Origin of the sequence: Nonomuraea sp. NPDC050790 (genome assembly GCF_044456745.1) — a bacterium.
Lineage (GTDB): Bacteria > Actinomycetota > Actinomycetes > Streptosporangiales > Streptosporangiaceae > Nonomuraea.
On sequence record NZ_JBITGF010000001.1, the window covers coordinates 80,239 to 102,267 of the forward strand.

Here is a 22,029-nt window from a genome sequence, read left to right on the forward strand (position 1 = left end):
GTCGCGGCCCCTTCTATCGGATCGCCGCGGTCAGGCGGCGCTCCTGCTCGTCGACCAGCTCGGCGGCGCTGGTCAGCACCTGGCCGATGTGGTTGTGGATGGTCACGTCCCGGACGTTTTGCCGGACGGCTTGTCCTGCCCTGCCGGCCAGAGCAGCCGGTGTCGCCGCCGCGGTGGTCTCGCGCGCGGGACGGAACGACGGTGTTTGCGCGGCGGGCCTGACGGGTGCCACCAGCCGGGAGGCGGCGGCTTGGACCTGCGGGGCGAGGTCTTGCAGGCCGAGCAGGTAGCCGCGGGCGGAGTCCCGGCCGTCGGCGCGCAGCACCCGCGACGGTGACTTGATCTTCAGCTCGCGTTTGACGGTGGTCGACACGCTCTTGGCGATCTCCGCCATCAGCGCCTTGATCTCCTTCTCCTGGCTCTTCAGCCCGGCCAGGAAGCCGCGCCCGGCGTTGAGCCCGGCGTCGTACAGGAAGTCGGCGCTGTCGCGGCCGAACTGGGTGGAGTTGGCGTTGATGCGCCGCTGCAGCGAGTTGATCTCGCGCAGCGTTGCGGCCGACGCCCGCGACAGGGTGTCGGCGATCGCGCCGGACTGGTCGGGGCCGCCGGTGACGAGCTGCTCGATCAGGCTCTTGTCCAAACCGCGTTTCTGCAGCCGTTCCACGTCGGCCTCGAAGGCGTCGATCGCGCGGAGCCGGTTGCGGAGCGCGGCTGCGATCCCTTCGGGGGTGGCGCGTTCGTCCTCGCTCAGCGTGGACAGGGCGGCTGTTGACCGGGCTCGGTCGGCCACGTCGGTCGCGGTCTGGGTGGCCTTCTCCAGGCTCGCGGCGATCCGGTCGCGTTCGGTGGCAAGCTTGGCCAGGGCCGTGTTCATCGTCTGCAGCCGCGCCACCAGGACGTTGTCGACCTTGGTGTTCGTCTTCTTCAGCGCGGCGCTGATCGACCGCTGCAGGTCCCGCAGTTGCCGGTTGATCTCGTCAGGGGTGGCGGCGACCAGGTTGCGGACGAAGTCGCCGGACACGGTGCGCAGAATGTCGGCGACCTTATCCTTCACCCCCTTGGACACCTTGCCGAGCTCGGCGTCGATTGGCCGCTGCGCCGCGCGCAGGCCGCGGGCGAGGTCTCGGCCGAGCAGCTCGCCCAGGTCGACGGCGACGGTCCGGCCAGACGAGCGGACCGACCCGCCGCTCGCGTACCGCGGCAGCAGGTCGAGATGTTTGCCGCCCACCATGCCGCCGGAGGCGAACCGGTTGGAGTTGATGGCGCGCAGCAGGTCCTCGTACCGTCGGGTGGCTTTGGCGTTGACCACGAATTCGCCGGTGCTCAGCCTTGCCAGGATGCTGTCGCTGGTGCCGGTGCCGGGTCCGCGCAGCTTGCCGCCTGAGGCGAGCGTCGGGAAGGTGCGCCAACCGAGTTCGTCGGCCTTGCCGCCCGTCGCGCCGGCCCGAGCCGTCACGCGGCCCATCCGCACTTCGACGTCGATGACCTGGCCCTGGGAATTGCGGATCAGCCGCTGGATCGCCGCCTGCGCCGGCCCGACGTTGGCCCGCACGTTGACGGTCCTGCTTTTCAGCCCGTTGATGCTGTTGGCCAGGTCGTCTACCTTCGGTGCGGCGGCCGCTGCCGACCCGCCTGCGCCCTGCGCCTCGATGGCGAGCTCGCCTACGTTACCCGCCGCGCCCTGGGCGCGCCGGTCCAGTACCCCTGCCTGCCGGGCGGCCTCGCTCAACCCGGTCGCCGAGTCGCCCGCCCTCTGACCGGCGGTGCCGAGCGAGCTGCCCGCCTCGTCGGCCGCCCGCTTGGCGCCGGACAGTGCCCCGCCGAGGTCGCGGATGAGGTCCCGTGCCTCCCTGCTCCGGCCTGCAAGGGCGAGGAGGGTGGGCAGTTGCCGGTCGTAGGCCGCCTTGGTCAAGTTGACGTTCTGGTTGGCGGTGAACTCGGCGTTGGCCTGGTCGCGCAAGGTGCCGATGAGGTTCTGCAGCGACGTCCGGCGCGCCTGGGAGGACGCGTCCCCGTCCTGGAGGACTTTGTTCGCGGCGGCGACGGCGTCCCGGACGCGGGTCGTCGCGGTGAACAGCGCCAGGCTCGGGTTGATCGTCAGGTCGAACGCCGCCTGGAGCGCCTTGACCCGGTCGGACAGGTTGAGCGCCTCGTTCGCGGTACCGGCGAAGGCGGTCTGGATGGCCAACGTCGGGTTCTGCGCCGCCTGGACGGCCGCCTGGTAGGCGGCGAACTTCCCAGCCGCCGCCGCGGTCAGGTTCCCGCTCTCCACGATCCCCTTGGACAGGTCGACGCCGACGGCGTCGGCCAAGGCGATGGCCTGCTGCGTGGTGATGCCGTACGTCGAGGCGACCGCTTGCGCCCCAGCATTGATGTTGGCCAGCGCCCGGCGGTTGGCCTCCAGCGCCGCGTACGCCGCGGTGGTCTCGTCGTTGAGGCCGCGCTGCGCCAGAGCGCCCTGGGCGAGCGCGACCGTGTTCACGTTGAGATCCGCGTTCAGGTCCCGGATCGCCTGGCCGATCCGCTCCTGCACCGGCGCCACCTTCGCCGCCAGGATCCGGTTGGCGTTCTCGTAGCCGGCCACGTTGTTGCGGATGGCCAGGTTCTGCGCCTGGATCGAGTCGACCAGCTCGTCACCCTTCGTCTTGGCGGCGGCCAGCGACACGACCAGCACCCCGAGCGCGGCCGCCCCGGCAAGGTAGATGTTCGGCCCGGCGGACGCCGCCGCGGTGAGCAGCTTCTGCGCGAGCGATGCACCCTTCGTCTCCTTAACGAATGTTCTGGTGCGAGTCGCGGTCGATGACAGCACGTCGGACACCGCGGAGACGGGACCCTTGAGCGCCACGGCGGTGACGACGAGCTGCAGTAGCTCGGGCGACAGCTCCGCGACCCCGCCGACCAGCTGCAGCACCCCGGACACCAGCCCGCCGACCACGGGGGCGAGCGGCGCCAGCGCCTGGATGAAGCCGGCCGCCGCCGCGCCGCCCTCCTGGACGATCGACACGATCCCGTCGATCGCGCCCGGCGCCGACGACTCCAGGAAGTCGAAGAACTCCTGGGCCCGGTCGGAGTCGAACCCATCGCCGAGCGTGTTCACCGCGTCGGTCAGCGCGGTGGTCACCGACCGGCTGAGCGGCACCAGCTCCGGCAGCAGCTCCCTCGTCTCGGTGAGCGCCGCGTTGTAGAAGCGCAGCGTGTCCGGTGCCAGGGCCGCGGACAAGTCCTTGTACTCCTGGACCAGGGACTGGGTCGACACCGCAGCGATTTTCTGGTCCGTGGTCAGCGACTCCCACTCATCGCCCATCTCCGTCTGGGCTTTGATGACCTTGGCGATGGTCGGCACCGCCAGCGCTCCGAACGCGGCGACGCCGGCCCCGGCCGCGACGAACGTCGGGGCGAGCGCCGCGCCGGCGGCGATCGCCGAGATGATCGCCTGCCTGGTGAAGGAGAGCCCGCGGACCACCCGCTCGCTCGCCGGCGGCAGCCCGGCCAGGTCTCGCAGCAGGTTCCGCAGACCACCACGGCCGCCCGCGCCGATTCCCCTGACGCTGTCGCCGAGCCGGTCGCTGGACTTCTTCGTCTTGTCCAGCTCGACGGCCGCCGACTTTGCCCCGTCCTCGACCGCCTCCAGCGCGGTCTCGGCGACCCGGCCGGAACGTTGCGCGGCCGTACCAACCTGGCCGGCCGCCTTCTCGACCTTGCCGAGCTCCTTGGCGGCGACGGAGGCCGCGGCCTTGACGTGGAGTTCGAGGCCCTCACGCAGCTCGGCCGGGAGGCGGTCGAAGTCGAGGAAGAGCTCGACCTCGGCGCGGCTGATCGGGCCGTTCGACACCGGGCACCCCAAGCGGTCGCATGGTGCCCGGCCCTCAGCTCAGCGGCGTCCTCCTTAGGCTACGGCCGCGGGCGCCCGGCCTCCCGCATCGGCTTGCGACCGCATGGCGGACATGAACGCCCGTCCTGCCTCCTGCGGCGACCAGGCGGCCACCGCCTGCCGTTTCGACATGCCAGCCGGTGGCCTCTGCAGCTGCATGTCGAGCTTGCGGCGTGCCGAGTCGTCCGCGCCGTCGACCAGCCAGGCGTGGACGAGGTTGCAGGCCCTGGCCGGGTTCGGCAGCAGCGCCGCCAGCTCGACGCCGCGCAGTGACATCCTGCCGTCCAGCTCGCCCCAGGAGGCGGCCAGGGTGGCGTACAGCCGCTGCGCCACCCACCACGTGCGGCCGGTCGCCTGCGCGACGACTCGCTCGGCGACGGCGCGGACCTCCTCGCGGGTGAGCGGATCGTCCCCGTCGTCGAGCCGGTCGGAGAGTCGCTCGGCGTCGAGCGGGTGCAGCAGCCCGTACAGGACGTGCATCTGCCACCGTGTGACCGGCAGCCACTCCAGCAGCACCGTCCACGAGCCGGACAGCTCGTAGACCTCGTTGTCGAGCACGAACGACGCCGGCGGTCCGTGGACCGCCGGCCGCCACTCCTCCACCCCGGGGTCAGGCGCGCGCCGTGCGGGCCGCCCGCGCCCGCTTCGGGCGAGCGTCCGGTGCGGGTTGCTGCTCCTTCGCGGCCAGCTTCTGAATGATCTGCGGGATGAGCAGGAACAGGTCCGCGCGCTCCAGATCGTCGCTGTCGTTCTTCACCCGGGCCATCAGGCGGCGCAGCGACTCGGGGACGATGACGCGCTCGAGGAAATCCCATCCGGCCCAGAGAACGTCCGGGCCGGTCGCCCGGCGCGCCTGCGTCTCCTCCAGCTCCACGAGCAGGTCCTCCCACTTGCGCGGCTTGACCAGGAAGTAGGTGGCGCCGTCGAGCTCGAAGGCGACCATCCGATCCGCGACCGACTCGGTGGACAGGTGCGGCTTGGGCTTGGTCGTGAACACGAGATCCGGATCCACCGCCACATCCACCGCCGGTGCTGCTGCCTCGGTGTCCTTGACCGCGACGTCGCTCATCGTTCCCCCCGGATGATGCGCTGTTAGATGGTGTCGCGGACAGGGTACGGGCAGGCGGCCTCGAACGCCCTGCGCAGCCACCGGTCGCCCTTGATGCCTTTCACTGAGGCGGCGAACACGACGACGCTGCCGCCCTTCGGGACGAACACCAGCACCTTGGCCCGCTTCGGCGTGATGGGCTTACCGGTCGGCCCGTAGATGCCGGTGCCGATGTCGAGGAAGGCGGAGTAGTGCGCGTAGGAGCCCGCCCGGCCCACCATCCGCGTCGCGTATGGGAACACCAGGTGGTAGACCTGCCCACGGGCGAACCCGGAGTCGACGCGGATGTTGCGGCGTCCCAGGTGCGCCGTCTGCCGCATGATGCCGTCGACGTGCCGGTAGACGTCGCCCTGAGGGGATCGCAGCAGCCGTGTCAGGTTGGCGTCGTTGTTGCGGATCCGCACCCGATACCTGGCCACCTACAGCTCCTCTCGGACGGCCGTCAGGCGGCGTCGTCGTAGTCGGGCACGCGCACCGTCAGCTCGACGTGCGGCTCAGGCGGAAGGGGCGTCGCCTCGTTTTCAGTGCCCTCGTCTTCAACGAGCCTCATCCACCCGCTCCTCGTCCGGTACAACGTCTGCCTGTGACGCGCTAGAGGTTTCGGAGCCGTGGTCGGCCAGCAGCGTCAGCTTGCCCTGATCGATCACCTTGCGGATGTAGGGCGAGTCGGTGACAGTCCGCTCCTCCCGGTCGCGGAAACCCAGCACCGGCACGTTGGCCCTCACGGTCAGCTGTCCCATGACCTCAGCAAAGCAGGCCGCCTCCAGCGAGAGCTGGAGGCGGCCTGCTGCGGCTGCGTGTCGCCGACGGCCATCGCGGCGCGGGAGCTTCCTCTAGCTCGCGGCCGGCCCGGAGCGCCTCAGGTGACGTCGGGGGTGGCTGAGGCCGCGTCCAGCAGCCGCTTGAGCAACGCCGCATACTTTTCGTGGCTGACGCGGCAGATCCTTGCGTCCGTCCAGGTGGGCGTGCTGGTGAGCGACACCTGCGTGACCATCCAGCCAGGCCGCAGCCGTCCGTGCTTCACCCAGCCCGGCCGCAGGTCCGCGCCCCTCTCGGTCGGGACCGCCCAATCGATATCACGCAGGCTGGTTTCGACGTGGACGGGCTGGTCGAGCATGCTCGGGTCCGCGCCGTCCAGCGACCCGTTGAGGTAGCCGATCCCCATCAAGCGGTCGTCCTCCACCCACACCCATTGGACTTCACCCACTGCGTGCGTGGCCGGTCGAGATGGGTCGCGCCGGTCAACCAGGTCGGTCGGCAGGCTACGCAGGGAGGGCAGCCGCTCGCCCGGGTGCTCGATGCTGGTGGCCGTCGCGGGCACGGTGCCGAACACGGCCAGGACGCCGCTCCATGGGATCAGGTGGGCGTCGGCTGGGTCGTCCAGATGGCGTATCTCGTACGGCAGGCGGGCATCCGGCTGCGGCGTGCAGTCGTCCAGGTCGTGCTCCAGCACCATGCGGAGGTCATCGAGAGCCTGCCTGGCGCGCTCCACGGCCGCCACGAGCCGGTTGCCGCCTTGCTGTCCTGTCACGTCCAGCCCGGCGCGGGCCAGCATGCTGGAAAGGGCGTCGAGGTCACCGAGCTGGCGGGCGTTCAGCAGCTGCGCTGCCAGCCGAGAGCCTGCGAGGCCCTCCCCGTCGAGGCCTCGGTCGGTCAGCCGGTCGCTGGCCGTGACCAACGTTACGGCTCCGGCGGCGCTGCCGCCGATGTCGAATCGCATCGCGTGGCCGGCCAGGTCGCACGTCTCCCAGGCGGTCACCTCGCCGCCCTCGAGTACGGGCTGGAGCGGCGCGACCGGCATCGTCGGCGCGCCCTCGGCACCGAGGATGTCGGCGACGGGATACCACTCTCGCCACCGGCCGCCGTCCAGCTTCCAACACCGTCCGGCGCTGTCCACGGCCGTGAGGAGCAGCTCAACTTCCATGATCGTCCTTCTTGGTGAGGTCGGCCAGGGCGGTTTCGGCGTCCAGCCGTACCCATGTGGTGGGCGTCTGGGTGGTGAGCCGCACCGCAGGGATGGTCCAGCCGGTCACCAGCCGCTGCCGAGGTCCCTTCGACCGGCCTGACCATGACACGCCGCCGTCGGCGACGGTATGGAGCGGCAGCAGGCAGGTCAGGTGGGGCGTGAGCAGCAGCTGGTGGGTCTGGTCCTTGGCGATCTCTCCGGCGGCGAACAGCTTGCCGGAGTCGCCGTGGAACTCCAGCACCTGGCCGATCTCCCAGCCTGCGCTGTCCAGCAGCGGCGCGGGGAGCGACCTTTCGTGCGGGGTATAAGGCCACGGCTTTTCCACGAGTCCGCACCATTCAGCCTCGTCCTCGAAGGTGAGCAGCTGGGCGACCCAGCGCTCCGTCGGCGTGTCCTGCGTCCATAGACGGCGGCCGGGGGCAGCGTCGCCCACCCGGTGGGCGGGGTTGGACAGGTCGATGGAGACGAACTGCTTGACCAGCGACCCGTGAGAGGCGGGAGCCTGTTCCGATGGGGTCTGGAGCGCGATGCCGCGCCGTTCGAGGAGCGTCACGAGGCGGTCCACGTCGCTGGGCGCGCCTTCCATACGCACCTGCACCCTGCCGTGAAGGCGCGCTGGGCCGGTGATGGTCAGCCCGAGCGCGGCGGCTTCGTCCTCCAGGGCGCGCCGCCGTTGCCGCCATTCGTCGGGGTCGGTCGGCGCGACGTTCCGGCTCATGTTCAGGGCCTCCAGTGTGTTCGGGCTATGAGGTGAGAAGGACCGCGGCGTCGTGAAGCGACGCCGCGGTGGCGGCGGCGTTCTCCGGCGGCACCGCCGCAGCGCCGGCCAGAAGGTTGACCATCGAGGTGGCCACCTGGCCTTCGTTCAGGCCGGACGCGCGGCAGGACGCCAGCGCGATGACGACGCCGCTACGGCTCATGGCGGCACCGGCGTGGCGCAGCTGGGCGTCCACGGGGGCGTCGCTATCGGCGGCTCGCTCCTGCAGAGCTTTGGTCACGGTGTTCAAGTAGGGGCGGGCCAGCTCCAGCAGTTCCCCGCAGGGGCTGGCCGCCTCGGATGCCCAGGAGACGTCGTGGGTGCCGTCGAGCAGGCGCGGGTCATCGGTGCCGGTGACGACGAACTCGACTCCCGTCCCCTGCTCAGTGCCGATGCATACCGAGGCGCGGTCGACCCGATGGGACGGGGTGTGGCAGGAGTACAACTCCCTGACCGGGGCGGCAGGTGCCGCGGCAGGCTGGAGCAGGTGATAGGCCGTGGTGCCGCCCAGTACCAGCACGGCGAGAGCGGCGGTGGTCAGGGCGGCGGCCTTGGAGACGGTGGGGCGGCGCATGGTGGGGTCCTCCCGGGGGTGAACTCAGCCCCGCGGGCGTGGCTCAGTTCAGCGGTAGTCGTCGGGGGCTGGGTCAGAAGCGTCGGGGTGGTAGTGGCCATGTTTGTCCGCGTACCAGAGTTCTGACGCTCTGCGACCGAGCTTGCACGTGCAGTGTGCATCGACTGTGCTCGGAATGAGGACCCTTTGCAGGACCTCGGCCAAGCCGGTCCGGGTGGACACCCACGCGTCCTGGCCGACGTAGTTCCGCAGGAACAGGTCGGCCATCTCGTCGAGTAGCTGATCGTCGATGGGCCGCTCGGGGATGCTGCGGGTCACCATCCGCCCGGTGTCGAGGCATAGGCCGCAGTCGGGGGCCCGCCGCCATCCGGCCTGCCCTGGCGGCGCCGTTGTTCTGGCAGGTGTCGCCTCAGCGTTCACTACGGTCTCCAGGAGTGTCCGGTCCAGCTTCGTGTTCTTCTGAGCCGCCCGTGGCCTGCTCGATCACCCATCGGACGGCGGCGGTCCGGCTCTTCAGACGGTCCTCCACGAGCGTCAGATGCGGCGAGTAGTGCAGCCCGGCCGGGAAGCGGAAGTGGGTGCCGGCGTGCCATCGGGACTTAACCTGCCGGGAACGGTGGCGGGCCTGGCCGATGATGCCGAGGACCTCGTGCCAGGAAGTCGGCCGCTCCTTGGAGCGGGTGATCAGGTAGTAGTCGGGCCCCTCGTCCTCGATGCCCCAACCCGCCAGGAGGGGTGCACCGGCGTGGAGCCAGACGCCCGCCGCAGGGATCGGCGCCGTGCCGTAGCCGATCATGTCGACGGTACGGTGCTCCGTCCGCCACGCGTCGCGTGGCCCCCCACCCTCGAACCGTGATCGGGTACCGGGCTCGGCGTCGTATCGGTATTCCCGGACACGACCGCAGCCTCCGGGGAGTGGACAGACGAGCTGGACGACCGCCGAGCGGATGTCGCCCTCGGGGGATTCACGGACGTGGTCGCGAACGACCCAGCCCCGGACGCATCCCCGTTCATGCTCGCTGACCCGCCAATCGAAGTATTCGCTGTGCGCGCGGATGGTCACCGCTCCTCCTGCTGCTGTTCGGCGCAGTCGTGGCAGGCGCGCTCGCCGTTGCGGCCCTTCGGCCATGGCCGGACGCCGCGCACCAGGCAGATGGCGCACGTCCGGTTGAGCTCGAACGCGGCCTGCACGGCGGGCGGCAGCGGCGCCAGCGGCACGCTGTCGGCCACGGCATACAGCGGCGCGTAGCCTCGGCTCGTCGGGTAGGACGCGATCGGCTGCTGGCCTTCGGCGGGACGGCGCCGGGCCAGACGCAGCATCGTCTTGGTGGCCAGCTGCTCGGAGAACAGGTCGTCGTGCCGGTAGATGAGCCGCCCGTCCGGGCAGTGGATCAGGCGTCGGCGCCGACTCCGCTCGGCGAGCCCCACTTCGGGCGTAATGACCCACAGCGCCGGGTCGATCGTGAGGACTTCTCCCTGGTCGGTGTGCAGGCGCAACCGGCCGTCGCCAGCGGGTGGGTCAGCGGACGGGAGAAGCACGCCGGCCAGGTGGCGGCTTCCGCTGCGGGAGGCTGCGCGGACGCGCCATCCTGTCCACTGTCCGGCGGGAGGCTCCTCAGCGTCGGGCATGCCGGGCAGCGGGCTGGGGTCGGGCACGGGGGTCCTCTCTGATCGGGGCTGAGGTCGTTGGTGGAGCGGTGGGCCGACAGATCCGGGGCCGACCGAGGTGTGGGCAGCCCCGGCGCGGCCGAGGGCTACTGGCACAGAGGATCGGTTTGGACGAGCAGCTCGACGTCTTCGAGATCGGCGATGTACAGCCGGGCGATCCTGAACAGGCCGCGCAGGTTGTGGCGGGCGAGCTCCGCGTGCTCGGTCGCGTCCTCGTAGTCGACGTGGGGCAGCTCGTTGTCGCTGCCCGTCGGCTTGGACATCAGCTGGTGCAGGCAGAGGTCAACGTCGTTCAAGCGGGCGAGCATCTCGTTGAGCGCGTCACGCATCTCGTGGGCCACGCCCTTGTGATGGGCGAATGCGACGCCCGGGGCGGCGGGGTCATCGCCTCTCTCGTGGCCATCGTGTCGGATGCCGGCGCGGTCAACGCTCTGAAGGTCGGTCATCGGATTCCTTCCCTGGGGGCTGAGGTGAGGCGGGGCCAGGCACGGCCCGGAGCGGCCAGTGCGGGCCGGGTTGAGGACCTCACCGGCTGGGCTGGTCGCCCTGGATCGTGCCGGGATGCCGGGTGGCCTTCTCGGGCTCGGCACGGGGCTGGGGGTCTTCAACGCCCGTTTCTGGGCCAGTCGCGCCAGGTCAGCAGGCCGCCGAAGACAGCGATGGTCACGCCGCAGGCGAAGACGTCCATCAGGTTGCCGACCGGCGGGCCGGACAGAAGTTCGAGCCCGGAGGCGGCGGCGGTGACGACACCGAGCACGGCGGCCAGCGCCCAGGTGCTTCTCATCCGCCAACACCCGCAGCCGCGTCCGCGCGCCGTGCCTGCTCCTGCCGCCAGACGATCGCGACCTGGTCGCGTAGCTCGGGGGCGACGAGTGCAAGCAGGTGGTCGGCCCGCTCCTGGTAGGTAGCCTGCCGCTGTGCCGAGTACGGCGTGCCCTCGGGAAAGTTGAGGCTCTCGTGCACGCAGTACAGCTCACGAGCTACGGCCAGGAGCTGGGCCAGCCTGCCGGAGTCGATCTGGGTCGTCTCCGGCAGCTGGTGCTCCGCGCTGTGGTCGCCGGCGACGAGCAGGCCGTGCTTGCACGTGCACAGGTGCTCTACGGTGACGGGCTTGAGTACCTGATCGAGAACGCTGGCGAGCCCGGCCCGGATCGCTGCCTCCGTGGTGGGGCCGTCCTGGTGGTCGATGAAGACGGCTGACATCTGGTGCAGCAGCTCGGGAGTGATGTCGATGCGCGGGGTGCCGGTCCAGGCGTAGCGGCCGGTGTCGTGACAGCGGCCGCAGTCGGGGCGGTCGAACAGGGTCGTCATCGTTGGTCGACTTGAATGGTCGTTGGGCATGCTGCGCGTCCTTCTGTCCTTTGGATGGGGTGTCGCACCGCTGGTCAGACCGTGGTCGGGCGCGAGCGTCACGGCTGGACCAGCTGTATGGGAAGGGCCTGTCCGGGTTGTCGCACGCAGCTGTCGTTGGACGGCTGGAGCGAGTTGATCACGTATCCCTTCCGGCTCGCGGTCGGTGGTCAGGCCTTCTCGAAGCTCTGCGCAAGCAAGGCTTCGCGGTATGGAGAATCAAGTGAACTGATGCAATTCTTACACTACGGTGATGTGGGCACTGTTTCAAGTGTTTCCCTACATCTAAGTGCGACGCCTTCGTGAGGGCGAGTCGGCAACCTCGCGCGACGGGCGGGGCAGATGGCGCAATCCTGCTCTGACCTGGGCTCCGGAGCCGGTTGCCATCCTGAGGTGAGCAGCTACCTCTGGCCTGCATATCGAGCAGGGTTGAACGAAGTCGCGGCCGTCGGCGCCGACGCGGGTGATCCACCCGTACTCACAGCCGACATGGAGGCACTCGCAGGCACTGAACGGGCATGGGAGCTGCATGCGGCCACTCCTCTCATCCGGAGACAATCGCCACTGTTTCCTGCTATGGAAACGATAGCTTCCCAGGTGGAGACCCTCACGTACATTTCTCGCCTCTTCCGACTGGGCGCCCGGAGGTGAGGGCGCCTCTTAGTGCTGCGGGGACAGTTCTCAGTGAATCCCATACGCCTGATCATGGAGACCGCTAGCCTTCAGTCAGCTGCGCACCTCGGGGAAGCGCATCCTGGTGGAGGTTTGGGGGCCATCGGGAAGCCGACATCCTCAACGAAGGCGCGAAGCAAGGTCATCGCCCCGGGGCATCGCACCGGGCGAGACTCCCAGGAGGCCCGGGGCCATACATCGGGGTCACACCCGGGCAAAGAGAAGGGCTCCCGCCCGACGGCGGGAGCCCTTCTCGCATCGAGGGGTTATCCCCATTGCACGGCAGGCGAGCACCAGGACACGCCCGGCCCGACGCTGCATGCATCGCCCAGATGGATCATCACATTCCTCTCCATTGAGGCCCGAAATGCAATGCGAACACTACAGTGATATGGCGGGCAGAACGAAGAGTCTTCATGTTACAGATGGGCAAAGAGGGACATCGACGTGCGCTCATGACCACGTCCGGGCCTGCGCGTCTCGGCGTCGCGTGCGACCCCTGACGTCGCGATTTACGGACAGCAGTCGTCGGCTTTCACGGTTACCTGCAGGTAGCCGCCTACGCAGCCGCCTTCTGGACCTAGCGGGCGCCACTCGCCCACGATCATGCGTCGCGTGGGTCCTCCGGCCGGGCGAAAGCAGCAGGAGGCCGCGAGCCGCATCGCAGCCGCGTCGTCGAGGACGATCTCGGTGTCGCGCGTCAGCCTCTCGGCCGAAGGTGGACGGCCCCGGCCGTCCACCTTCGCGGCGCACCGGTAGGCGCCCAACTCCAGCTGCACGGCCCACATCCCGAGCGGGCATGCCTCGGCTTCCAGCAGGCGTTGCGGCCATCGGCTGGTCGTGGGCCACATGCCGTCCACCCGCACCCACGCCTGTCCGTTCCCGCGGCCGCAGTCGCAGCACAGGTCAGCCGCCACGTTCGCGCCCGGGAGAAGACTGCAGCGGCACGGTGCTCCGGCAACGGTTCCGTTGAGCGCCTCGCAGAAGCACGCCAGCAGCTCATGAGCGAGATCGAACGCGACCTTGTCGATGTTCACGGCCATGATGTCCTCCGCGGCCGGGGCCGGTCAGGCGACAGCACCCGAGAGCGCTGGCGCAGGCCGTACGGGTTCACCGCAGTGATCCACTGGTCGACCTCGGGAATACCGGTCCGCCCCTCGGTGAGGAACGTCATCGGGTCGACGAAACCCACGGTGACGCCTTGCCTGGTCACCGTGGTCACCCGCTCGGGCAGCCGGCAGCAGTCGTCGCCCTTGCAGGCGTTCAGCAGTTCGCATGCGTACGCGGAGTAGGCGTACATCGCGGCTTCGTCCAAGGGCATGCCGCGCGTGTAGGTGACCGCGAATGCGTGCCCGTCCACATCGTCGACCGCCGCGGTCAGGTCCGCGCATTCCGGCCAGCATCCGCCGTCGAGCCTGACCAGCTCACGATGGTTGTCGATGCGGTAGGCCGTCGCCGGCAGCTGTACCCCGTCAACGACGACGCGGACGATCTCCTGGGCAGGCCCCTCCAGGTCGACCTTGCATACGTGACAGCACGAGCAGGTACCGGAGCAGGCGCGGCAGTTGATCCACCCGGCGCTCGTGAGCAGCGGGTAGAACGGGGGACCGACGCCGAGATCGAGTGGGCCTCCTCCGCCGCACGTCTTGCCGCAGGGGCGGACCGTCAGCTCGCACACGCCGTACTGGCCGCCGACGAGCGGCGCAAGGATCTGTGCTGCGATCTTGCCTACCTTCGCCCGGAGCCCCGGTTCCGCATCCACCCAGCCTGGACAGCAGGTTGGATCAGGAGCCGGGTCCGGCCAGCATGGCGTGTGATCGGTGAGCGACATTGTCAATCCTCTCCGTCGTCGGGTTCGCCGAGCGGCGCCCACCCGCACCCGTGGCAGACCGCTATCGCTCCGATCACGCGAAGACCGTCGCCGCCCAGGCCGTGGATGGTGCCGGTCAACATCTGCTCCTGCGCGCACCGGGGGCAGGCGTCGACGACCAACTCGCCCATGTGCGCGACGATCCCAAGACCTTCAGCGGAGTCGCCGTCGTCGTGCTCGATGCTGTCGAGGATGTCGGCCAGGTCGCTGCATTCGGCCAATACGAGCGCCGCCATCTGGCGCACCGAGCGCTGGGACCAGGCCAGGCCTTGTCTCATGGCGGCCACGTGCACGGCGTCGACCAGATTCGCGGGCACGTCCTCGGGCTGGATCGGTGACGCCATCGTGCGCTTCCTCTCCCGATGTCGGCGTAGCATCCCGGCGTGTCGTACTGAGGGCTCCACCCTTCGGGGTCGAGGGTGGAGCCCAGCTCAGCGGTGCCCTTCGGCTACGCGGCCAGGGCCACGCATCCGCAAGCGGCCTCGGGCGGCGGCACCGTCGTCAGGTGCAGATCGAGGTGGTCCTTGGGCCCGATCGGCGTGAGCAGCGGCCCCGGCGTGTTCGCCGCGTCCGTAGCGTCGACATCGTGGGGGCCGACGCCCCAGCCGCTGCCCTTCTCGGAGCGGCCGGTCAGGGTGAACGTCGTCTCGCCGTTCTCGATCGTGAAGTCACTGATGATCATGTCTTTGAGCCACGGGATCAAGAAGTAGCCGTACTGCGGGAGACCGGTCGTTGTACACCGCTCGCCCGGCACTTCGGTCCAGATCTCCAGGCCGACACCGCCGTCACACAGGATGTCCTCGCCGATCCTGTTGCCGACCGAGTTGCCTTCCCAGTCGAGCACGGTTTCGTAGCCCGACAGCAGAGTGAACAGGTCTGGATCCACGCCGCAGAAGGTGATCTCGAAGTTCACCCACTTGAGCTGTGGGCAGTCCTTGGAGCTGATGCAGATCCGGCCATTTGCGCCTTTGAGCTCAATTTCGTCACCCTCGGCGATCTCCGGTGAGTACGAGGACGTGATCAAGCCATCGGTGGTGACCACCGAGCACGGCCCGACAACGGGGATACCGCAGGCGTCGACCTTGGTCGCCCGGGTCATCAGACCATGGATGGACTTCCAGCACTTCGCAGGCAACGGACGCACCTCCTATCGGAGTTCGCGCCCGGCCCACGACCAGCGGCAATCTACGAAGGCCAGCGTATCCGTCCATCCATGCCCTGAGCCGCAGCGTGGCACGACGGCATGTTCGCTCTACATCGTCAGCGTCTTCCACGCGTCGCACGACCAATCAGGAAGCCAAGAACGGCCAGGGCAAGCGCAGACCCATACATTCCCCACCTGTGTGGATCGGTGGTCACGTTCGCCGGTGCTTGGTGCTCGGTCGTTGGCGGGGGTGGCTCGTCGGGGGTCTGCGGTGTGTGTGGATCGGTGGTCGCGTTCGTCGGTGCTTGGTGCTCGGTCGTTGGCGGGGGTGGCTCGTCGGGGGTCTGCGGCCTGTTCGATAGCCACCAGCCGAGGTAGCACGCGGCCACGATGACGCCACCGCCAACGGCCCAAAGAATCACGGAGCTGGTGGCCTCATCTGCAATAAGATCAGCATCCAGTCCATCGGGCATGTCTTCGCGAGCCGGAAACATGGGCAGGCTGAGGAGTTGCTGCTGTACCGGATAGGTCGTGATGAGAGTCAGACACATCGTGACGACGGCGCCAGCTGCACCTCCCCGGAGGATGGCCTCCCAGATGGGGACGGGCGACGGAAACCGAAGGAACGCGCTGATGATCAAGAGCAGCGAGAATCCAACCAGCGTGGTCGCCCACGACCAGGCGCCATCATCCTCAAAAATCGTGATGCCGACGGCCAGCGGCACGGCTGTGAGCGCCGCGGGATCAACCCGCGTGGGTCCTTGAGAAGCCTTATCCACGAGCAGTCACCGTAGTGAGGCGTCATGATCCAAATGGCCGCCTTAGGAGTATTGGCCCGATTGTTCAACTGCGGGGCGGCTCCTCAGAAGCAAGTTGGAGCTGAAGCTTGACCACGCGCAAGTCGGCGCTGCGCCCCCGGGTCGCCTGGCTAGTGTCGTAGGTCAGCAACGTGACCGGCCGGGCAGCCAGAGCCTCAATCGCTTTGGCTCGATCGATGATCTCGTCGTCGGCGATCGGCAGCCGGGTGTGCCCTGCGGGATCGAGCACGATCTCCATCGTGATCCGCCGGGTCTCCTGACGATTCTTGCCGAACCACGCTTCGCGTTCGCGGAAGACACCCCAAACGGACGAGGCGAGGACCCGGTCCAAGACAGCAAGTGTGTGGCCCGCCCGCCACCGTGTGTGCTGCTTGCCGTGCTGCTTGAGGTTGTCCAACTCGTCCACGACGACCATCGGAAACAGCAGGTGGATGTCGTGGTAGTCGCGTGCCTCGATGAGCGGAGCGAAGTCGGCTTCCTCCAGCCGCTCGGTGTGCTGGACGAAGAAGCTCGTGTCGGCGACCACATAGACGGCCAGGTCGCTCCATCGCTGGACATGATCGTGGAAGGTATCCATGGCCTGCTGCAGGTCGGTAGCTCGCTCCTCGAGTTCCATCCGAACCAGTTGCGCGATATGGACGGCCTGCCTCCCATGGAGGTGAGGGGCCGTGGAGATCACCTGTTGCAGCGCCCAGTACCTGCGGGTGAGGACAAGCCGATCGAGGTCGCGGGCGCTGATCTGGCTACGAAGGTGTGTGGCCGCTTCAACAGCCCATGACAGGTACTTCAGGCACAGCTCGTCGTGCTCGGTGATTGTGCTCCGTGCGTTAACCGCCTCGGTCCACACGTGGTTGAGTGCCTGGCGGATGTTTCTACGATCCGAGCCAGGCAGCGGGGAGATCAGCATCTCGCCAGAATCTCACCGCGTGTGCCCGACCTGTGCGGATATGGTCATCCGTCTGTCGCGATCCAGCCCTCGACGGGCGGGCGATCCCGCATCATGCCCGGTATGCCTAGCATCGATGCTCGTGCCTATCTCGCTACCGACCTCCCAGGGTTTCCCGCCGCAATCTTGTACGTGTCGCCCCCGCTCGGGGACCCGGACGTCGATGTCCTTCCCCCAGTTCTGGACGCTCGGGGTCTGTCGTACACGCTCATCGAGGACGGGACCACGCTCGTCCTGAAGCCTGCTGGCCCCGGCTGGCAGTGCAGGCTCTCCCCGCAGGGCCGTCTCAGCGTCACTCACCGGGGCGCGGTGCTGGTCGACGTCGACCAGTTCATCGCGATGCCGGGGTGGCGGGAGACGGCCCTCACCGAGCAGAAGGTCCTGGTGATCGCGGGGCCGCCGATTCCTGCCGTCGCTGGCAAGGGCACGCTGCGAGACCTGCTCGACTGGATAGGCGGCCGGATCACCTGCTCAGGCATCGTCTCCTCGGTCGAGGGACCTTAGACGCCGCGGCGCCAGCGTGGTCGGCGCCGCCTCGGTGTTCCTGCAGCTCATGACCTTGCCCGGCCAGCGGCACGGCCAGCGCGCGTCTCGCTGTCAGGCTTCCTGCCCGTGCAGCTCGGGGTCGTAGCCCGCCAGCCGTTCAGCCGTCGCACGAGGAATGCCGGCGGTCAACAGGGCGTCGAGGTCGGCCAGGACCTGCTGGCGCTCGACGGCGAGCAGCGCGTCGCGGTGCTCGGCTACGGCGTCGTCGATGTTCGCCGCCGCTGCCTGGTACTCCGACTCGGTGATCTCGACAGCGTCGGGTAGGGGCGCGGGCGCGTCGTCCCCGAGAATTGCCCGGCTCGATACGGACCCGTCGTCATGCCGGTAATAGATGATCTTCTCCATGGTTCCCCCTGGTCAGAGCACGAAAATGAACGCCCGCATGAAGCTCTGGATCCTGTTGTACGTCGCGCCGCCGCTGCCTCTGCCCATCGTGATGTCCAGCGGCTCCACCAGGACCTGGCCCGGGGTGAGCTGCCGGTTGTAGACCTTGGTGACCTGGCAGTGGACATCGAGCGCGCCGGACGACCCCCTGTTCGCGAAGTACTGCATCTCATCCGAGGTGATGCCGCCGGCCGCGCCGCTGTTGGCGGGAAGGTCGAAGTCGATGTCGACCTCCACCTCGCAGACGACGAACGCGTTGCGGCACGCGTCCGGGTTGGTGATCGTCAGCGTGCGCGTCACGATCACGTTGTCGAAGCCGGTCGGTACGACCGGGGACGGGAAGTTCTGGCCGACGGTGTCCTGCGTGTAGGTGGCCATCGCGCGCGGCTCGCTGCGCAGTGCGCCTGCGCTGTCGCAGAACACCCGCCCGGCCAGCGCGTCGACGTCGCACGCGGGGTAGGGCCACGCCTGCACCTGAGCGGCCAGCGGCGAGGCGGCAGTACCGTCCCCGGCCAGGCCGCACCCAGGCGCAGCCAGTACAGCGCGCAGACCCGACGGGGTGCACGACAGCAGGTTCCCGCCCGCGGGATCGAGGCGTGGCGTCGCGGTCAGCGGCGAGGCTCCGGTGCCCTGGCCGCTGAAGTCGATGCATTCGCTGTCGGCCGAGGTGACTGCGGTCAGCCCGGTCGCGGCCGGCGCGAACAGGCCACCGTCGCCGCCGATCGACAGGGAGTTGCCCGCGTCAACGGAAAGGTCGGCCGCGATGACGCCGGTGGCAGGGTCGTAGTCGATGCCGTCGCCGGCGGACAGGCAGCCACGCACGCCGGCGCACTCCACGTACAGGCCGTCAGGCCCAGACCCCATCAGGTTGGACCCGCCGCCGGGCGGGGTGGCGTCGAGCCGTACCGCGCCGCTCACCTCGTACGGGTCGCCTGCTGCGCCCGTGCCGGTCAGCGTGAGGTCGACGGTGTCGGTGTCGTTGACCGCCAGCGCGGTCGCTCCGCCGCTGGCGGCGGGAGCGAATAGGCCGGTCGGGCGGCACTCCAGGGCGTTGGCCGGATCGGGATCGATGACCGGGCCAGCAGTGAGGGGGGAGCCGGCGGATCCGTCGCCGGTGAGAGCGATGCAGTCGGTGTCAGCGGTGGCCACCGTGGCGCCCGCCGCGGGGACGAACAGGCCGTCGTCGCCTCCCAGGACGAGGTTGTTGCCTGCGTCGGTGGAGATCGCGGCGCCGATGACGCCGGTGCTGGGATCATAGGTGGAGCCGGGTCCGGCCGACAGGCAGCCGCGCACGCCTTCGCACTCGACGAACAGTCCGTCCGGCCCTTCGCTCAAGAGGTTCGATCCGCCGCCGGGCGGCACAGGATCGAGGACCACGTCGGCGGTGACCTCGTATGGGTCGCCGGCCGTGCCGGTGCCGCTGAGGGTGAGGTCAACCGAAGGGCTGTCCTGGACAGCGAGGGCGGTAGCAGCGCCCCCGCCGGCGGAAATGATGTACGGGGCCGAGGAGGACCCGTTGCCCTCGACGCTGACGCCAGCGCCGGCGACGACGCGGCAGGTGCAGCGGGGCGCGCTGCAGCAGTTGGCCATGATGGGCTCCGTCTCCCGGAGAGATGGATCGCCCGGCCCACGACCAGCGGCGTCGTGTTCGAGTCTAGGGGGGCGCGAGGCGGTGGTCAGGTGGCCACAGCGTGAGCGTGCACGGTGACGCCAGCTGCGGGTGCGCCGACGGCCAGGACGCCGATCCCGAGGATGGTGACCCCGGCCGAGACGAGGACGTGGACTGTCGTTGACGTGGCCGAGTTCGCGGTAATGGTGTGCGAACGGAACGCAGCGCCGCCCTGCAGGCCGATGGTCACGACCGGTGCCGCGGTGAATACCCCGGCCGGCCAGATGAAGGTGGCGTTGCCGTTGGCGTCCGTTACGGCTCGCGCTCGTTCGATGCCGCGTTGGAGGGCCTCGTAGTCGCCAGCGGTGCTCATGCGATCCTGTTCCACCGCAGGGTGGTTCTGCCGCTGGCGTCGCTGACAACCCTGGCGGTCTGGGAGGCGCCGGACGCGTTGAACCGGGCGGCCTCCAGCCGGACGGTGCGCGGCCCGGTCACGACATGCTCGACCTGGATGGGAGCGGTGTTGTTGTAGCCGTGGCTGACGGCGCCCGCGGAGGCGGTCACACTGATCTGCTGGACGATCACCTCGCTGCCGGGCACGACGGCTCCCGCGGTGACATCGAACAGGCGCGCCACAGTGAAGGTGTTGACGGGCGAGACGGCAGTCATCGCTGAGCGGACGGTGGCGTCCAGCTGATAGATGCCCGCGGAGGGCAGGAGAACGGACAAGCCGGTCGGTGTCCAGGCGCCTGAGGCGGTCGGCTGCAGGTCGAGCATGGCGGGCAACTGGCCGTGGCCGCGGCCAGTGAGGCGGAGAGAACCTGCGGTTCCGGTCATGCTGGCGTGTCTCCTGTCGGGCCGAGCCAGTGGCCTGAGATGCGGGTGCGTCCGTCTGGGTTGGAGATGACTGCCGCTGACCCCGTTTGCCCGATGCGGTAGCTCCACAGGGTCACCAGGTCGCCGACTGCGAAGGTGTGGAGGAACGACAGGCCGCCCGTGGCTTGTGCGCCGTTGCCTGACCCGGTCACGCCGACGATGAGCGCCTCGCTGCCGACGATCGCCGTACCGTTCTTGTACAGGGCCGTGGTGACGTACTGCGCGCCGCCGCCGGCGGGCAGCCCGACCGCGCAGCGCGCGTTGTAGTCCACCTCCCACACGCCAGCGCGCGGGATCGCGAGCGCAGGCACGGCGGTGATCTGCTCATAGACGCGATCCGCGCCGGTGAGGGTGTGGTTGAAGGTGAGCGTGGCGTTCTGCGCCCAGGAGGCGTCGACCTCCGGGCGCAGAACCGCGTTCGTTCCGGTCACGGTCAGACCTCGCGGGTGGAGGTCACGAGGAAATCGGTGCCGGATGCGCCGGTGAAGACGTAGGCGTCCTGGAGGGACTCGCCCGCGTCGCCACCTCGATCCACGCCCCAGGTGAGCGAGGTGCCGGCGGTGACCGCGACGGCGGGGCTGCCGCCGATGGCGACGGTCGGGCTACCCAGGTAGACGACGAGCGTGACCGAGCGTGCGCCTGCGGGGATCGTGATCGCGCCCGCCCCGGTCTGCCGCTGGATCGTGCCGTCGATGACGGGGTTGGCGGGCGTCGCGGGCGGCTCGCACCGTTGAACCGTGCCCGCAACGGTGTACGGGACGCCGTCGAGGCCGCTGTCGACCGGCACCACCGTGCCGCCGGCATCGACGGTGTAGCGGCGCAGGAACGGCACGACCGTGCCGCCGCCTTGGTCGTCGCAAAGGATCTCGTACTCGGCGTCCGGCGCCGCCACGGCGACGCTGCCTCCGGTCCCCGCCATCAGCCGCTCACCTGACTGCCTGCGCGGCGTTCTGCTGTTCCGGCCACGTGTCTGCCTCCTAGTCGGCGATCTTGACGAAGGTGAGGTAGGACCGGCCGCCCACGAGGCTGGACGACTGGATCGTGGAGCCGCCCTGCAGCCCGTTGCCCGCGCCGCCGCCGTGTAGGACGGCCTGCACCCGGACCGTCTTGCTGCCGGCGGCGGCCGCGACGGTGACGAGCCCGGACAGAGAGGCCGGGCCGCTGGTGCAGTGCTGAAAGCGGGTCTGTGGGGAGGCGGAAAACTGGTGCTGGGCCGACTGGCGCGGGGCCAGCTCCAGCGCGCCCGAGGCGATATCGACGAGGCGGACCTCCGTCCACAGGTTCGTCGCGCCGCCGAAGTCGACCGTGGCGCAGATCTGCGTGTCGACGTCGCCGAAGACGAGGTAGACGCCGGGGCTGGGCAGCACGACCTGCAGCGCTGTGTCAGCCCAGGCTCCCGAGATGCGGGTGGGGGCGATGTTCACGTCGGCGACCGGGCCAGCCTCGCCGCGCAACGGCGTCAGGTAGGCCCCGACGGTGTAGAGCTGCGGGCAGGCCCCCGCCGCCGGAGCGGACACGACGACGTCGACGGAGGGCTGGTCGTTGCCGATCCGGCCGGGTGCCACGCCTGCGCTGCCGGCGACGACCGTTCTCGGAGCGAGCAGCCCGCTCGCGGTGCAGGACAGCGTGTTGCACGCGGCCGGGTTGAGCAGCGGAGCGGGGGTGAAGGGGGTGGCCGCGCTGCCGTCGCCGGTCACGGCGATGCACGGAGAGCCCTCGACGGCGGCGGATCCGGGAGGGACAAATACGCACCCGTCCGCGCCGAGCTGCGCGAGGTTGCCCGGATCGTCGGACACGCACGGCACGCCCTCGCCCGGCGGACCGGCCGGGCCGCGCAGTCCTTGCGGCCCGCGCGGCCCCCCGCAGCACC

Annotated in this window: 28 protein-coding genes; 1 reads left to right on the plus strand and 27 read right to left on the minus strand. The window is 69.4% G+C overall.

All coding sequences use genetic code 11. The features are described 5' to 3' along the window. Positions 1-13 precede the first annotated feature (13 nt). The 20 genes from ACIBEJ_RS00350 to ACIBEJ_RS00445 form a co-directional block, all read right to left on the minus strand. Positions 14-3,832, minus strand: coding sequence for a hypothetical protein (locus tag ACIBEJ_RS00350; protein ID WP_397180375.1), 3,819 nt, complete (start codon positions 3,830-3,832; stop codon positions 14-16). 54 nt (positions 3,833-3,886) lie between these two features. Next, positions 3,887-4,429, minus strand: a complete 543-nt coding sequence (locus tag ACIBEJ_RS00355; RefSeq protein WP_397180376.1) for a hypothetical protein — start codon at positions 4,427-4,429, stop codon at positions 3,887-3,889. A 52-nt stretch (positions 4,430-4,481) separates the two neighbouring features. Further along, positions 4,482-4,940 (minus strand): hypothetical protein, encoded by a 459-nt coding sequence (locus ACIBEJ_RS00360; RefSeq protein WP_397180377.1) that lies wholly within the window; start codon positions 4,938-4,940, stop codon positions 4,482-4,484. Between the two features lie 23 nt (positions 4,941-4,963). After that, entirely contained in the window at positions 4,964-5,398 is a 435-nt protein-coding gene (locus tag ACIBEJ_RS00365; protein WP_397180378.1) for a hypothetical protein, read from the minus strand. 117 nt (positions 5,399-5,515) lie between these two features. After that, complete coding sequence (locus ACIBEJ_RS00370; protein ID WP_397180379.1) at positions 5,516-5,719, minus strand: hypothetical protein; 204 nt, start codon at positions 5,717-5,719, stop codon at positions 5,516-5,518. Positions 5,720-5,838: 119 nt separating this feature from the next. Next, entirely contained in the window at positions 5,839-6,903 is a 1,065-nt protein-coding gene (locus ACIBEJ_RS00375) for a hypothetical protein (protein ID WP_397180380.1), read from the minus strand. Beyond that, on the minus strand, positions 6,893-7,663 hold the full coding sequence (locus ACIBEJ_RS00380; protein ID WP_397180381.1) for a hypothetical protein: 771 nt from the start codon (positions 7,661-7,663) through the stop codon (positions 6,893-6,895). The genes ACIBEJ_RS00375 and ACIBEJ_RS00380 overlap by 11 nt, the downstream gene beginning before the upstream one ends. Positions 7,664-7,688: 25 nt before the next feature. After that, positions 7,689-8,276, minus strand: coding sequence for a hypothetical protein (locus tag ACIBEJ_RS00385; protein WP_397180382.1), 588 nt, complete (start codon positions 8,274-8,276; stop codon positions 7,689-7,691). 48 nt (positions 8,277-8,324) lie between these two features. Beyond that, on the minus strand, positions 8,325-8,597 hold the full coding sequence (locus ACIBEJ_RS00390) for a hypothetical protein (RefSeq protein WP_397180383.1): 273 nt from the start codon (positions 8,595-8,597) through the stop codon (positions 8,325-8,327). An 88-nt stretch (positions 8,598-8,685) separates the two neighbouring features. Beyond that, on the minus strand, positions 8,686-9,072 hold the full coding sequence (locus tag ACIBEJ_RS00395; protein WP_397180384.1) for a hypothetical protein: 387 nt from the start codon (positions 9,070-9,072) through the stop codon (positions 8,686-8,688). Positions 9,073-9,335: 263 nt separating this feature from the next. Further along, entirely contained in the window at positions 9,336-9,773 is a 438-nt protein-coding gene (locus ACIBEJ_RS00400) for a hypothetical protein (protein WP_397180385.1), read from the minus strand. Positions 9,774-10,030: 257 nt separating this feature from the next. Continuing rightward, positions 10,031-10,390, minus strand: coding sequence for a hypothetical protein (locus ACIBEJ_RS00405; protein ID WP_397180386.1), 360 nt, complete (start codon positions 10,388-10,390; stop codon positions 10,031-10,033). A 158-nt stretch (positions 10,391-10,548) separates the two neighbouring features. Then, on the minus strand, positions 10,549-10,728 hold the full coding sequence (locus ACIBEJ_RS00410; protein ID WP_397180387.1) for a hypothetical protein: 180 nt from the start codon (positions 10,726-10,728) through the stop codon (positions 10,549-10,551). Further along, entirely contained in the window at positions 10,725-11,255 is a 531-nt protein-coding gene (locus ACIBEJ_RS00415) for a hypothetical protein (protein WP_397180388.1), read from the minus strand. Before ACIBEJ_RS00415 ends, ACIBEJ_RS00410 begins: the two co-directional genes overlap by 4 nt. Positions 11,256-12,478: 1,223 nt before the next feature. Beyond that, complete coding sequence (locus ACIBEJ_RS00420; protein WP_397180389.1) at positions 12,479-13,009, minus strand: hypothetical protein; 531 nt, start codon at positions 13,007-13,009, stop codon at positions 12,479-12,481. Next, positions 13,000-13,797, minus strand: a complete 798-nt coding sequence (locus ACIBEJ_RS00425) for a hypothetical protein (RefSeq protein ID WP_397180390.1) — start codon at positions 13,795-13,797, stop codon at positions 13,000-13,002. Before ACIBEJ_RS00425 ends, ACIBEJ_RS00420 begins: the two co-directional genes overlap by 10 nt. A 2-nt stretch (positions 13,798-13,799) precedes the next feature. Next, a complete protein-coding gene (locus ACIBEJ_RS00430; RefSeq protein WP_397180391.1) occupies positions 13,800-14,180 on the minus strand; it encodes a hypothetical protein in 381 nt (126 codons plus the stop codon). A 104-nt stretch (positions 14,181-14,284) separates the two neighbouring features. Next, positions 14,285-14,935, minus strand: a complete 651-nt coding sequence (locus ACIBEJ_RS00435) for a hypothetical protein (protein WP_397180392.1) — start codon at positions 14,933-14,935, stop codon at positions 14,285-14,287. A gap of 161 nt (positions 14,936-15,096) precedes the next feature. Further along, entirely contained in the window at positions 15,097-15,759 is a 663-nt protein-coding gene (locus ACIBEJ_RS00440; protein ID WP_397180393.1) for a hypothetical protein, read from the minus strand. A 64-nt stretch (positions 15,760-15,823) separates the two neighbouring features. Further along, complete coding sequence (locus tag ACIBEJ_RS00445) at positions 15,824-16,705, minus strand: PIN domain-containing protein (protein ID WP_397180394.1); 882 nt, start codon at positions 16,703-16,705, stop codon at positions 15,824-15,826. Between the two features lie 171 nt (positions 16,706-16,876). On the opposite strand from ACIBEJ_RS00445, the gene ACIBEJ_RS00450 reads away from it, so the two are divergent. Next, on the plus strand, positions 16,877-17,248 hold the full coding sequence (locus ACIBEJ_RS00450; RefSeq protein ID WP_397180395.1) for a hypothetical protein: 372 nt from the start codon (positions 16,877-16,879) through the stop codon (positions 17,246-17,248). A gap of 93 nt (positions 17,249-17,341) precedes the next feature. Here ACIBEJ_RS00450 and ACIBEJ_RS00455 read toward each other — a convergent pair whose 3' ends face one another. The 7 genes from ACIBEJ_RS00455 to ACIBEJ_RS00485 form a co-directional block, all read right to left on the minus strand. Then, entirely contained in the window at positions 17,342-17,635 is a 294-nt protein-coding gene (locus ACIBEJ_RS00455; RefSeq protein WP_397180396.1) for a hypothetical protein, read from the minus strand. A gap of 12 nt (positions 17,636-17,647) precedes the next feature. Further along, positions 17,648-19,264: a hypothetical protein gene (locus ACIBEJ_RS00460; protein WP_397180397.1), complete on the minus strand. Its 1,617-nt coding sequence runs from the start codon at positions 19,262-19,264 to the stop codon at positions 17,648-17,650. Between the two features lie 86 nt (positions 19,265-19,350). Then, positions 19,351-19,656, minus strand: a complete 306-nt coding sequence (locus ACIBEJ_RS00465) for a hypothetical protein (protein WP_397180398.1) — start codon at positions 19,654-19,656, stop codon at positions 19,351-19,353. After that, positions 19,653-20,120, minus strand: coding sequence for a hypothetical protein (locus ACIBEJ_RS00470; protein ID WP_397180399.1), 468 nt, complete (start codon positions 20,118-20,120; stop codon positions 19,653-19,655). Before ACIBEJ_RS00470 ends, ACIBEJ_RS00465 begins: the two co-directional genes overlap by 4 nt. Continuing rightward, entirely contained in the window at positions 20,117-20,590 is a 474-nt protein-coding gene (locus tag ACIBEJ_RS00475; protein ID WP_397180400.1) for a hypothetical protein, read from the minus strand. The genes ACIBEJ_RS00470 and ACIBEJ_RS00475 overlap by 4 nt, the downstream gene beginning before the upstream one ends. Before the next feature lie 2 nt (positions 20,591-20,592). After that, the gene (locus ACIBEJ_RS00480) at positions 20,593-21,078 is read right to left on the minus strand and encodes a hypothetical protein (RefSeq protein ID WP_397180401.1); all 486 of its coding nucleotides are present in this window, start codon (positions 21,076-21,078) and stop codon (positions 20,593-20,595) included. Positions 21,079-21,136: 58 nt separating this feature from the next. Next, on the minus strand, positions 21,137-21,955 hold the full coding sequence (locus ACIBEJ_RS00485) for a hypothetical protein (protein ID WP_397180402.1): 819 nt from the start codon (positions 21,953-21,955) through the stop codon (positions 21,137-21,139). Between the last annotated feature and the right edge of the window lie 74 nt (positions 21,956-22,029).

What these genes read in the sequence shown, in the direction of transcription:
- ACIBEJ_RS00360 (WP_397180377.1), bottom strand. Translation starts at nt 4,940, where the DNA reads ATGAGCGACGTCGCGGTCAAGGACACCGAGGCAGCAGCACCGGCGGTG.
- ACIBEJ_RS00370 (WP_397180379.1), bottom strand. Translation starts at nt 5,719, where the DNA reads ATGGGACAGCTGACCGTGAGGGCCAACGTGCCGGTGCTGGGTTTCCGC.
- ACIBEJ_RS00375 (WP_397180380.1), bottom strand. Translation starts at nt 6,903, where the DNA reads ATGGAAGTTGAGCTGCTCCTCACGGCCGTGGACAGCGCCGGACGGTGT.
- ACIBEJ_RS00380 (WP_397180381.1), bottom strand. Translation starts at nt 7,663, where the DNA reads ATGAGCCGGAACGTCGCGCCGACCGACCCCGACGAATGGCGGCAACGG.
- ACIBEJ_RS00385 (WP_397180382.1), bottom strand. Translation starts at nt 8,276, where the DNA reads ATGCGCCGCCCCACCGTCTCCAAGGCCGCCGCCCTGACCACCGCCGCT.
- ACIBEJ_RS00390 (WP_397180383.1), bottom strand. Translation starts at nt 8,597, where the DNA reads ATGGTGACCCGCAGCATCCCCGAGCGGCCCATCGACGATCAGCTACTC.
- ACIBEJ_RS00395 (WP_397180384.1), bottom strand. Translation starts at nt 9,072, where the DNA reads ATGATCGGCTACGGCACGGCGCCGATCCCTGCGGCGGGCGTCTGGCTC.
- ACIBEJ_RS00405 (WP_397180386.1), bottom strand. Translation starts at nt 10,390, where the DNA reads ATGACCGACCTTCAGAGCGTTGACCGCGCCGGCATCCGACACGATGGC.
- ACIBEJ_RS00410 (WP_397180387.1), bottom strand. Translation starts at nt 10,728, where the DNA reads ATGAGAAGCACCTGGGCGCTGGCCGCCGTGCTCGGTGTCGTCACCGCC.
- ACIBEJ_RS00415 (WP_397180388.1), bottom strand. Translation starts at nt 11,255, where the DNA reads ATGACGACCCTGTTCGACCGCCCCGACTGCGGCCGCTGTCACGACACC.
- ACIBEJ_RS00420 (WP_397180389.1), bottom strand. Translation starts at nt 13,009, where the DNA reads ATGGCCGTGAACATCGACAAGGTCGCGTTCGATCTCGCTCATGAGCTG.
- ACIBEJ_RS00425 (WP_397180390.1), bottom strand. Translation starts at nt 13,797, where the DNA reads ATGTCGCTCACCGATCACACGCCATGCTGGCCGGACCCGGCTCCTGAT.
- ACIBEJ_RS00430 (WP_397180391.1), bottom strand. Translation starts at nt 14,180, where the DNA reads ATGGCGTCACCGATCCAGCCCGAGGACGTGCCCGCGAATCTGGTCGAC.
- ACIBEJ_RS00435 (WP_397180392.1), bottom strand. Translation starts at nt 14,935, where the DNA reads ATGACCCGGGCGACCAAGGTCGACGCCTGCGGTATCCCCGTTGTCGGG.
- ACIBEJ_RS00445 (WP_397180394.1), bottom strand. Translation starts at nt 16,705, where the DNA reads ATGCTGATCTCCCCGCTGCCTGGCTCGGATCGTAGAAACATCCGCCAG.
- ACIBEJ_RS00455 (WP_397180396.1), bottom strand. Translation starts at nt 17,635, where the DNA reads ATGGAGAAGATCATCTATTACCGGCATGACGACGGGTCCGTATCGAGC.
- ACIBEJ_RS00460 (WP_397180397.1), bottom strand. Translation starts at nt 19,264, where the DNA reads ATGGCCAACTGCTGCAGCGCGCCCCGCTGCACCTGCCGCGTCGTCGCC.
- ACIBEJ_RS00465 (WP_397180398.1), bottom strand. Translation starts at nt 19,656, where the DNA reads ATGAGCACCGCTGGCGACTACGAGGCCCTCCAACGCGGCATCGAACGA.
- ACIBEJ_RS00470 (WP_397180399.1), bottom strand. Translation starts at nt 20,120, where the DNA reads ATGACCGGAACCGCAGGTTCTCTCCGCCTCACTGGCCGCGGCCACGGC.
- ACIBEJ_RS00480 (WP_397180401.1), bottom strand. Translation starts at nt 21,078, where the DNA reads ATGGCGGGGACCGGAGGCAGCGTCGCCGTGGCGGCGCCGGACGCCGAG.